This is a genomic window from Algibacter sp. L1A34 (assembly GCF_009796805.1).
Classification (GTDB): Bacteria; Bacteroidota; Bacteroidia; order Flavobacteriales; family Flavobacteriaceae; genus Algibacter.
The window spans coordinates 4429050-4441031 of the sequence record NZ_CP047029.1 but is presented as its reverse complement, the minus strand read 5'-3'; the positions used below and the strand labels follow the sequence as shown (position 1 = coordinate 4441031).

Here is an 11982-nt window from a genome sequence, read left to right as displayed (position 1 = left end):
TATGATACCAGATTACACTAAAGTACATGTAAGGTTTAAATTAAATGATCACCATTATTCTCACGAAGACTTAATGGAAGTAGCGTATAGCTTTGTAAAAGAGGGAGATGCTTACGAACGAGAATTGGGTGAATTTTTACTTGATTGGTTAGATAGGCATGATTTTATAAAAGTACATACATCTGGATCTACTGGTAGGCCAAAGGAGATAATGATTAAAAAAGAAGCCATGATAAAATCGGCTATTGCTACGGGCAATTTCTTTAATCTTACGCCAGGTAAAAAAGTATTACATTGCTTGCCATCAAATTTTATTGCTGGTAAAATGATGATTGTTCGGGCTATTGTTTTAGGTCTAGAATTGGATATTGTAGAGCCTGCTGCTTTTCCAAGAATAGATTACGAGAAGGATTATGAGTTTTGCGCTTTTACACCTATGCAACTTAAAAATTTCGCAAAATATTTTGATAAAATAAAAACTGTAATTGTTGGTGGCGGACGCGTTTCTGAAAGTATAAAAGCTTTAATTCAAGATAAAAAACCTATGGTTTATGAAACCTATGGTATGACAGAAACTGTTTCGCATATTGCTGTTAAAAAGATTAATAATTTCACAGATTCCGATTCCAAAACATGTTTTAAAACTTTACCAGGAATTACGGTCTCTACAGACGATAGAAGTTGTTTGGTTATTGATGCACCAGAACTTTTAGATGAAAAAATTATTACTAACGATATAGTAAAAATACATTCGGATTCTAGTTTTGAATGGTTAGGTCGTTTTGATAACGTGATTAATTCTGGCGGGATAAAATTATACCCTGAGGTAATCGAACATAAACTTCAATGTAAAATTGAACAACAATTTTTTATTACCTCTATCCCAGATGAAACTTTAGGTGAAAAAGCTATTTTAATTATTGAAGGTAAAAATAAAAAGCTAGACGATTCTATTTTTGATGGTTTAGATAAATATGAAAAACCGAAAGCTATTTATACAGTAAATAAATTTATTAATACTGCTTCAGGGAAAATTCATCGCAAAAATACTTTAGATCAAATTACTTTTTAAGTAAATATAAAGCATCACTTAATAATACCTACAAGGTTTTTATAACCTTGTAGGTATTGTTTTTTAGTTTAAATTGAAGTGAAATTGTTCCTTCGAATAATATTTTAAAATTAATAAGTAGAAACTGTAACTTTACAGCTTTTTTTAATACTTATAGAAAAATAATAATTATGGATTTTATAAAACGTGTATTATCAACAGTAACAGGAATTATTTTATTCTGTGTACTTTTCTTTTTGGGTATTGTTCTTTTAGGAGCTGTTTTGGGCTCAGGAGGTAATGATGTCGTTCAAGTAAGAGACAATTCTATTTTAGAATTAAAACTAGATTTCCCTATTAAGGATTACGCAGGTAAAACAGAGTTTGCAGAATATCCATTTTTAAATGAAGACAAGAAAAATGGTCTTTTCAATATAATTGATGCTATTAATTTTGCGGCAACAGATGATAAAATTAAAGGAATTTCTATTGATAATAATTTTATAGATGCTGGAATATCGCAAACTAAAGCTTTAAGAAATGCACTTTTAAAATTTAAAGAATCTGGAAAGTTTATTGTGGCTTACGCCGATGTTTATACGCAAAAAGATTACTATTTATCTTCGGTTGCTGATACTATTTATATTAATCCTGTTGGGATGATGGAGTTTAAAGGTTTGTCTTCCGAACAATTATACTTCAAAGATTTTCAAGAAAAATCTGGAGTTAAAATGGAAGTGGTTCGCTTTGGTAAATATAAAAGTGCTGTTGAGCCATTTTTAGAAAATGAAATGAGCGACAATAATCGTGAACAAATTACGGTGTATTTAAATTCACTTTGGAATGAAATGAAACAAGACATTTCTAAAAGTAGAATGATTGATGAAATTAGATTAAATATTATTGCCGATAGCCTTTTAGCAAGAAATGCAACTTTGGCAATGTCTTCAAAAATGGTTGATAAAATTGCTTATCATGATGAGTATGTAAATGGATTAAGATATGCCGTTGGTGTTGAAAATGATAAAAAATTAAAAACAATATCAATATATGATTATGCAATCCATACAGCCAGTAAGTTGAAGTTAAAAACTAACAAAAATAGAATAGCCGTAATTTATGCTGAAGGTGAAATTATCTATGGTGAAGGTGATGAGAATAATATTGGACAAGGTACTATGAATGCATCTCTTAAGAAAGCAAGAGAGGATGATAAGGTGAAAGCAGTTGTTTTACGTATTAATTCTCCAGGAGGAAGCGCCTTGGCGAGTGAGTTAATTTGGAGAGAAATTGAATTGACTAAAAAAGTAAAACCTGTAATTGTTTCTATGGGTAATCTTGCTGCATCTGGAGGATATTATATTGCTTGTAATGCGGATAAAATTATAGCGGAACCTACAACAATTACGGGGAGTATAGGTGTGTTTGGTATGTTGCCAAACGGTAAGGTTTTAGCCGATAGAATGGGTATTAATGCAGAACAAGTGGTTACAAATAAGAATGCAGTAACTTTTAGCTTTTTTGAACCGATGAGTGAAGATCAACATGCTTTTATAAAAGAAGGTATTATAGATATTTATGAGTTGTTTACCAAAAGAGTTGCTGATGGACGAGACATGAACCAAGATGATGTTAAGGCTATTGCTCAAGGTCGTGTTTGGACAGGAAATGATGCCTTGGAAAACGGATTGGTAGATGAGTTAGGTGGATTAGATTTAGCCTTAAAATATGCTGCCGAAGCTGCTGGAATTGAAGATTATAAAATTAACGAATTTCCTATCTTTAAAAAGGACTTAGATAAAATGCTGCAAGAGTTTGGTTTAGTAAAAGCTAAAGAAACTATTTTAAAAGATGAACTTGGGGAAGTGCAATATAATATTTACAAAGAAGTAAAAACGCTTACACAACGTAAAGGTATTCAGTTATTATTTCCTTATAGTTTAGATGTGAAGTAATCCATTTTATAAACAAAAAAAACAGACACTTTGATAGGTGTCTGTTTTTTTTTGTTCAATTTTTTATAAGTAATTAATTATTACTATAACCTTCATTTAATTGAAGGCTTAATATCAGGCCATGGGTATTTCCTAAAGGTGAATTTTTGTTAGCTATATTGTAATTGTAAATAGCACGCATATTATTAAATAAATAAATACCAGCTAAAAAGTTGATAGAATTACTTGTTCTATATCCTGTTCCTATTTCAAACTTATTTTTAAAACTAAACGCAACATTAAAATCTGCTTGTAATGGTGCTCCATCTTCATATTTAATTAGCATATTTGGTTTTATCATAAAATCTTCAAAGCGGTTATTGTAAATACGGTAACCAAAATATCCATAATAAGGGCTGTTTAGTACTAAGTTTTTGTCTGAAGCTAAGCTATCTCCCATAACATTTGGAGTCGAAAAACCAACGTAAAAGGAAGCATGGTTAAAAAGAAAACTAAGACCTATGGTTGGTATAGATGTATTTATATCTTGGGCGAATTTAGGGTCTCCTATGATACCTAATTCGGTTAAGTTACTTTGATATTGCTGTAATCCAGCAGTAATACCAAAGGATAGAACTCCTGTATCATACAATTGCCAATAAGGTCTATTACTTTTAAAATCAAAAAATATTTTATACGAGTATGCTGCGAAAAAAGAAGTTGATTTGGTAATGCCTATTTGGTCTCGCATTATGGCTGCACCGATACCCATCTTTTTTTCATTTAAAGAGCCATGCCCACTTAGTGAAAAACTTCTTGGACTACCTTCGAACTGATTGAAAAAACCAGTATTACTCATAGAGAACTCTGTGTTTTTTGTTAAGCCGGCGTACGCTGCATTTATTATAAAAGGATTGTAATTGTATTCTGAAAATGTAGGTGTTTGTTGTGCGTTTATACAGTGTGCAAACCCTATAAGTATAGCTATTGCTATTGTTTTTTTTGTGAAATTCATTGATTTGGGTTTATCTTTTTATAACAACAAAGCCTTTTAGTTTGTCAAAATTATGTGAGCCTTTAATTGAGAAATTAAAGAAGTAAGTTCCTTCAGGTAATATATCTGCTCCCATTTTTGTCTTTTTGTTAGCGATACCTCTAAACACATTAGTTGTGTTGTTATAGCCTTTAGTTTGAAATACCATATCTCCCCAACGGTTATAAATAGTAACGATGTTATCAGGGTGGACTTCTATGCCTTCAATAGTCCAGAAATCATTAATGCCATCATTATCCGGCGAAAACCCATATTTAACATCATTTTTTGGAAGGGTTAATGTTGTGAAAATGCTTTCTGTACAAGACTCAGCATCTCCCATAACGTTATACGGCGTGATATTTACATAGTAAGACGTTCCTTCTAGTAAGTCGTTATCTAAACTATAAGATGTAGAAAACCCGATATCATAATTATCTATTATCTGTGTTCCTCCAGATGTAGAACCTATGGAAATTTTGTATCCATCTGCACCTGTAACAGGTTCCCAATCAATAGTAGTCTCTATTGAGATATCTATATCGTTATTAACAGGATTATTAAGTGTTGTACAATTGGGAATCGTTAGAAGTGTTTCTGTAACAAAAGATTCCTCAGTACATCCTGTCGCATTGCCTACCGCGTTGTATGGTGTAATGGTTACAAATATAGTTTCTGTTTCAGGTAAATCTGAAGTTAAGTTGTAAGTTGTTACATTTCCAACATTTTCGTTATCTAAAATATCGGTAGCGCCTGAAGTTGTTCCCATGGAAATAATATATCCAGCGGTATCTGTTGTAGCTATCCAACTTAAATCTGTAGTAATATCTACATCTGTAGCATTGTTTAGCGGATTATTAAGTGTTGTGCAATTAGGAGCCGTTGGTAAGGTTTCTGTAGTAAAAGATTCCTCAGTACATCCTGTGGCATTGCCTACCGCGTTGTATGGTGTAATGGTTACAAATATAGTTTCTGTTTCAGGTAAATCTGAAGTTAAGTTGTAAGTTGTTACATTTCCAACATCTTCGTTATCTAAAATATCTGTAGCACCTGAGGTTGTCCCCACAGAGATAATATATCCAGAGGTGTCTGCTGCAGCTATCCAACTTAAATCTGTAGTAATATCTACATCTGTAGCCTTGTTTAGCGGATTATTAAGTGTTGTGCAATTAGGAGCCGTTGGTAAGGTTTCTGTAGCAAACGACTCCTCAGTACATCCTGTCGCGTTACCTACCGCGTTGTATGGTGTAATGGTTACAAATATAGTTTCTGTTTCAGGTAAATCTGAAGTTAAGTTGAAAGTTGTTACATTTCCAACATTTTCGTTATCTAAAATATCGGTAGCGCCTGAAGTTGTTCCCACGGAAATAATATATCCAGCGGTATCTGCTGCAGCTATCCAACTTAAATCTGTAGTAATATCTACATCTGTAGCATTGTTTAGCGGATTATTAAGTGTTGTGCAATTAGGAGCCGTTGGTAAGGTTTCTGTAGTAAAAGATTCCTCAGTACATCCTGTGGCATTGCCTACCGCGTTGTGTGGTGTAATGGTTACAAATATAGTTTCTGTTTCAGGTAAACCTGAAGTTAAGTTGTAAGTTGTTACATTTCCAACATCTTCGTTATCTAAAATATCTGTAGCACCTGAGGTTGTCCCCACAGAGATAATATATCCAGCTGTATCTGCTGCAGCTATCCAACTTAAATCCGTAGTAATATCTACATCTGTATCATTGTTTAACGGATTATTAAGTGTTGTGCAATTAGGGGTCGTTGGTAAGGTTTCTGTAACAAACGATTCCTCAGTGCATCCTGTGGCATTGCCTACCGCGTTGTATGGTGTAATGGTTACAAATATAGTTTCTGTTTCAGGTAAATCTGAAGTTAAGTTGTAAGTTGTTACATTTCCAACATCTTCGTTATCTAAAATATCGGTAGCGCCTGAAGTTGTTCCCACGGAAATAATATATCCAGCGGTATCTGTTGTAGCTATCCAACTTAAATCTGTAGTAATATCTACATCTGTATCATTGTTTAACGGATTATTAAGTGTTGTGCAATTAGGGGTCGTTGGTAAGGTTTCTGTAACAAACGATTCCTCAGTGCATCCTGTGGCATTGCCTACCGCGTTGTATGGTGTAATGGTTACAAATATAGTTTCTGTTTCAGGTAAATCTGAAGTTAAGTTGTAAGTTGTTATATTTCCAACATCTTCGTTATCTAAAATATCTGTAGCACCTGAGGTTGTCCCCACGGAAATAATATATCCAGCGGTATCTGCTGCAGCTATCCAACTTAAATCCGTAGTAATATCTACATCTGTATCATTGTTTAACGGATTATTAAGTGTTGTACAATTAGGAGCCGTTGGTAAGGTTTCTGTAGTAAAAGATTCTTCTGTGCATCCAGTAGCATCACCTATATCGCCGTATGGAATTATAGTAACAAAAATAGTAGTAGTTTCAGGTAAGTCTGTTACTAAATCGTAGGTTGTTATATTGCCTACATCTGTTAGAGTAAGAATATCTGTTGCTCCTGTTGTGGTGCCTATAGATATTTTATAACCATTAACTGTTGCATTACTAGCCCAAGTTAAATTTGTTGATATAGAAATATCTGTTGCGTTGTTTAGTGGACTTGTAAGGCTTGTGCATGTTTGAGTATCTGTGCTTGCAAAAGATCCTGTTCTAAAACTTTCTTCGTTACAACTTGTTGCGTCGCCAACTTCATTATAAGGCGTAATGTTTACAAAAATTAATCGATTAGCATTTAGATTATCAGGAAGATCATAAGTTGTTACATTACCTACGTCAATATTATTAAGAACTTCAATTCCTCCTCCTGTAGTACCTACAGAAAGTAGGTATCCTGTTGTATTTGGTGTAGCGTTCCAACTAATATCTGTATCTGTTGGAACATCTGTAGCTCCATCTAAAGGAGATGTTAAGTTTGTACACGTTGGAGCAACAGGGATAATTTCTGTAGTGAAACTTTCTTCGGAACAGGTTGTTGCATCTCCAGTGGCATTATAAGGCGTTATTTTGATATAAATTTTAGTGTTTTCAGGTAGGTCTGAAGGTAAATCGTAAACCGTTACATTGGCTACATCAATATCATTTAGTATATCGGTAGCACCTGAAGTTGTTCCTGCTGTAATTCTATATCCATCTGCATTCGCAATTGGCGTCCACTCTAAGCTGCTTTCTACAGAAATATCTATAGTTTCATCTAAAGGCGTTGTTAAAGAAGTACATTCAGGAACTGTTGGAACACTATTGTTGGTAATAGTAAAACTTTCCATGGTACACCCTGTTGGTTCTCCTTCATCATTAAAAGGAGTAATAGTAACTTCTACAATTTCATTTCCTGAAAAATCTAATAAAAATTGATACGATGGATCTGTTACTGTTTCGTTATTTACTAATAAAACGTTTCCGGGTTGAGTTATAACCGTTAGTTTATACCCTCTGGCATAAAGAGTAGGTTCCCAAGTAAGGTTTGTATTAACAGGTACATCTGTATCTCCATTTGCAGGAGAAATAAGTTGGGTACAAGCAGGAATCGGGCAGTCTAAAATATCACCTGTAAATGTCCAACCATAAGTATCGATCATGGATTGTCTTTCTTCCAGGGCGTCACAATAAAGTAAGCTTTGAGCTCCAAGGTTTATGTTAGTAATTAAGACTAGCTTAGACCAAGCTACTAAAGTTGCATCATAGTTTTCTCTAGTTAATGCTGTATTATCTAACATATATTGCATGTTAGTAACACGACTAACATCCCAAGTACTAAACTCTTGGTTTAAAGCCGCAGCATTGCTAAACATATAACGCATACTTGTTTCTCCAATATCCCAACGATCTAACGCTTGATCGAAAGATGAGGCGTTTCTAAACATGGCGTCCATATTTAAGACATTTGAAACTCGCCAGCTATTAATAGTTTGATTAAAAGCGGTAGCATTATAAAACATTTCTTCCATGGTAGTAACGGCTCTAACATTCCAACTATCAATAATCTTGTTGAATACAGTGGCCCCACTAAACATTTCTTCCATAGTTGTTACAGAGGCAACATTCCATGAATTCATGGTTTGGTTATAGCTTGAAGCATTTTTAAACATGGCTTCCATGGTCTTTACAAAGGAAACATTCCAGTTGTCTATGTTTTGATTAAAAGCAGTTGCTCCACTAAACATTTCCTCCATGGTTAATACTTCTCCTGTGTTCCAATTGTCTAATGATTCATTAAAAACAATAGCATTTTTAAACATTTCTTCCATGGTTGTAACAGAAGCAACATTCCAAGTGTTAATAGGTTGGTTAAAGGCTCTAGCATCTTCAAACATAGAAGGCATCAAAGTTACAGAGCTAACATTCCAAGTACTTAAGTCTTGGTTAAAAACCAAAGCTTTTTCAAACATAGAAGTCATGTTGGCAACAGCACTTACATTCCAAATGTTTAATGGCTGATTAAAGACTTCAGCACTTTCAAACATAGAAGTCATATCTACTACAGAGTTAACGTCCCAACCGTTTAATGGTTCGTTAAAGGCTTTAGCACTCTCAAACGTTGACGCCATATTTATAACATTGGTTACGTTCCATGTATTAATATTTTGGTTAAACGTTTCAGCACTTTCAAACATAGATTGCATGTTGGTTACAGAAGTCACATCCCAATTATTTAAAGGCATGTTAAAGTTTGTAGCACTGTTAAACATAGAATTCATATCGGTAACGGCACTTACAATCCAGCTATTAATATTTTGATTGAATGCTGTGGCGTTTTCAAACATAGAAGACATGTTGGTAACGTTGCTAACAATCCAGTTATCTATTGGTTGATCAAAAGCGATTGCGTCGTTAAACATTTCTTCCATGGAGTTAACAGATGACACATCCCAACCGAGTAACGGTTGATTGAATAGACTGGCTCTATCAAACATGCGCCTCATGGTAGTTACGGAACCTACATCCCAGTTGTTGATGTTTTGATTAAATATACTGGCATATGAAAACATTCCGAGCATATTTGTAACATTACTTGTAATCCAGTTGTCTAGTGGTTGGTCAAAATTTCTCGTACTAGAAAACATATACTGCATATTGGTGACGCTAGAGACATCCCAATCATTTAAAGGCTGGTTAAAAACAGTTGCGCTTTGAAACATACTAGACATGTCTTCTATATTACTAACATCCCAATCGTTTATATCACCATTAAAAAGACTAGCTGATCCAAACATACGATACGCGGTTGTTACCTGTGATAAATCTGGTATATCTGTGGCGTTGTATTCCATATTCGAACATCCGTAGAAAGCATCCTTCATAGATTGCCATTGCTGGGTTCCCCATTGGTCTATCGATAGAAGTTTCTTGCTGTCAGAAAAATAAGAAGAGTAATAGTGAGCAGGATAATCTCCAATAATACTGATAGTATAAATACCAGGAACAAGGTAAGTATGTGTAATATCTCCTGTAACATTATTGTTAAATTGATTGTCTCCCCAATCTATAGAGTAGTTATAAGTTAAATAATCTGGATACCCAGAATTAGCATCTATTTCAAGTTGATTTGCAGCACTAGTGTAGCTTTCTGCTATGCTCGTGTCAATCGTAAGTTTAAAAGCGGTAGGATCGTTTACCCAATTAGATATAACGGTAAAACTTTCCTCTGTGCACCCTGTAGCATCACCATCAGTTGTATTGTAAGGCACAATGGTTACATAAACAGTGTCGCCAGGAGTTAGATCTGATGTAAAGTCCAAACCAGTAACGTAGCCCACGTCTAAATCGGTTTCTGTAGCGGTAATGGCACCTCCGTTTTCTATTCGATAACTAACTTTATAACCTGTAGCTCCAGGTACGGCTTCCCAAGTTATATTAGTGTTAGAAGGTACGTTAGTATCACCATTAACAGGAGAAACCAAAGAGGTGCAAAGCACAAACGAACAGTTAATAATGTCATCGTTGATTGTCCAGTTAGAATTATCTATTAGGTTTTGTCGTTGATCTCTACTGTCGCAATAATTTAATCCAGCAGCACCAAGAGTCACATTATCTTTTACAGATTGCGATTCCCAACTTATTAATGTATTATCATAATTAGTTTGAGAAAGCCCCGAGTTGTCTAACATATCAGACATATTTGATATGTTACTTATGTTCCAAGAACCTAAACTTTGATTAAATGTAGACGCATTTCCAAACATGGCAGACATATTTGATACGGCAGAAGTATCCCAGTTGTTTAGAGGCTGGTTAAATGCTGTAACAGTGTTATAAGTATAAAACATGTAAGACATGTTGGTTACAGCCGAGGTCTCCCAACCATTTAACGCTTGATTAAATGCTAGCGCTCGATTAAACATAGAACTCATGTTTCTAACTTTACTAACATCCCAAATTTCAAGAGGCTGATTAAACGTGTCAGTTAAATAAAACATAGAGCTCATATTGGTAACATTACTAACATCCCAGCTAGCAATAGCTTGGTTAAAAGCATCGGCATCTTCAAACATAGAACTCATGTCAATAACATTACTAACATCCCAACCTGTAATATCCTGATTAAAGATTTCGGTATCTTCAAACATCGATTCCATGTCTGTAACCGCACTAACAATCCAATTATTTAAAGGTTGATTAAAATATCTGTTATCTCTAAACATGAAACTCATGTTTGTTACATTGTTAACGACCCAATTGTTTAATGGTTGGTTGAATTTACCACCCCAGCTATATCCATCAAACATACTCGTCATATTAGTAACATTGCTAACATCCCATTCGTTTAAAGGTTGGTCAAAGGTTCTATGCCTATAAAACATGTAAGACATGTCGGTAACATTACTAACATTCCAAATCTCTATAGGTTGATTAAACTCCGATTGTCCGAACATTCTAGACATATTGGTAACATTATCAACAGTCCAGTTATTTAAGGGTAAATTAAAATCTGATGAGTAGAACATGTAATACATATTAGTAACATTGTTTACTATCCAGTTGTTTAAAGGTTGGTTGTAAATAGTACCATAAAACATGTAAGACATATCCGTGACTCTACTAACATCCCAACCATTTATATTTTGATTAAACGTAAAAGCAGAATAAAACATTTTGGTCATGTTTGTTACCTGTGCCGTATTCCAATTGTCTAAGGGTTCGTTAAAATTTGACGCACGATAGAATGTTTCAGACATATCTGTTACATTTCCTGTATTCCATAGATCTAGAGGTCTATTAAAGATATCTGTTCCGTAAAACAAACCTGAAATATTCGTAATAGTACTGATGTCCCAATTATTGATAATACCGTTAAAAGATGTGGCAGCTTTAAACATGTTTTTAAGAGAAGTCACTTGTGATAAGTCAGGAGAATCTATGGCATCAAAATTTAAATTTTCACAACCATAAAAAGCGTTTTCCATAGTTTGCCATTGGGTGTTACCCCAATTTAGAATCTCTATAATTTTTAATTTATCACCTTGATTATTAAAATATATAGAAGGAAAAGTACCGTCAATAGTTATTGTGTAGGTATTTGGAGTAGCATAGGTATGGGTAATATCTCCAGTAACTCCCGCGTCAGTCTGTCCATCTCCCCAATCTACGTTGTAATTATAGGTGTAACTTGGGTTTGTTGGTATTGCAATTTCATTAATAGCAGAAGTCCCTGTGTCTATATTCGAAGTATTCCAAAGAGATGAGAATTCCGTTTGTGAAAATGAAGTGAGACTTAAAAATAGAAAGAGTAGGTTAATTATATATTTCATATTAGGGATTTAAAGATATATGCGGCTAAAATACTGTTAAAATTTAACTTTTACCGGTTAAAGTGTTGTTTTGTTTCGATTAAGTGAGCTAAATTGGTTAAAAAGGAAGCCTCATCTATTGGTGATTTTAAAATTATTATATCTCATACGTAATCTGTGTTGTTTAATATAAATTGGCTCA

The 11982-nt window shown here is 34.1% G+C and carries 4 protein-coding genes; 2 read left to right on the top strand and 2 right to left on the bottom strand.

Annotated elements, in window-relative coordinates:
- Position 1: 1 nt before the first annotated feature.
- Positions 2-1072: an AMP-binding protein gene (locus GQR97_RS18720; protein ID WP_158851184.1), complete on the top strand. Its 1071-nt coding sequence runs from the start codon at positions 2-4 to the stop codon at positions 1070-1072.
- A gap of 170 nt (positions 1073-1242) precedes the next feature.
- Positions 1243-3006, top strand: a complete 1764-nt coding sequence (gene sppA, locus GQR97_RS18715; protein ID WP_158851182.1) for a signal peptide peptidase SppA — start codon at positions 1243-1245, stop codon at positions 3004-3006.
- Positions 3007-3079: 73 nt separating this feature from the next.
- On the opposite strand, the gene GQR97_RS18710 is transcribed toward sppA, so the two are convergent.
- On the bottom strand, positions 3080-4000 hold the full coding sequence (locus GQR97_RS18710) for a PorP/SprF family type IX secretion system membrane protein (protein ID WP_158851180.1): 921 nt from the start codon (positions 3998-4000) through the stop codon (positions 3080-3082).
- A gap of 10 nt (positions 4001-4010) precedes the next feature.
- The gene (locus GQR97_RS18705) at positions 4011-11801 is read right to left on the bottom strand and encodes a BspA family leucine-rich repeat surface protein (protein ID WP_158851178.1); all 7791 of its coding nucleotides are present in this window, start codon (positions 11799-11801) and stop codon (positions 4011-4013) included.
- Between the last annotated feature and the right edge of the window lie 181 nt (positions 11802-11982).

Bases quoted from the DNA above. Each gene is read 5' to 3' on its own strand.
- GQR97_RS18710 (WP_158851180.1), bottom strand. From the start codon at position 4,000: ATGAATTTCACAAAAAAAACAATAGCAATAGCTATACTTATAGGGTTT.
- GQR97_RS18720 (WP_158851184.1), top strand. From the start codon at position 2: ATGATACCAGATTACACTAAAGTACATGTAAGGTTTAAATTAAATGAT.
- GQR97_RS18705 (WP_158851178.1), bottom strand. From the start codon at position 11,801: ATGAAATATATAATTAACCTACTCTTTCTATTTTTAAGTCTCACTTCA.
- sppA (WP_158851182.1), top strand. From the start codon at position 1,243: ATGGATTTTATAAAACGTGTATTATCAACAGTAACAGGAATTATTTTA.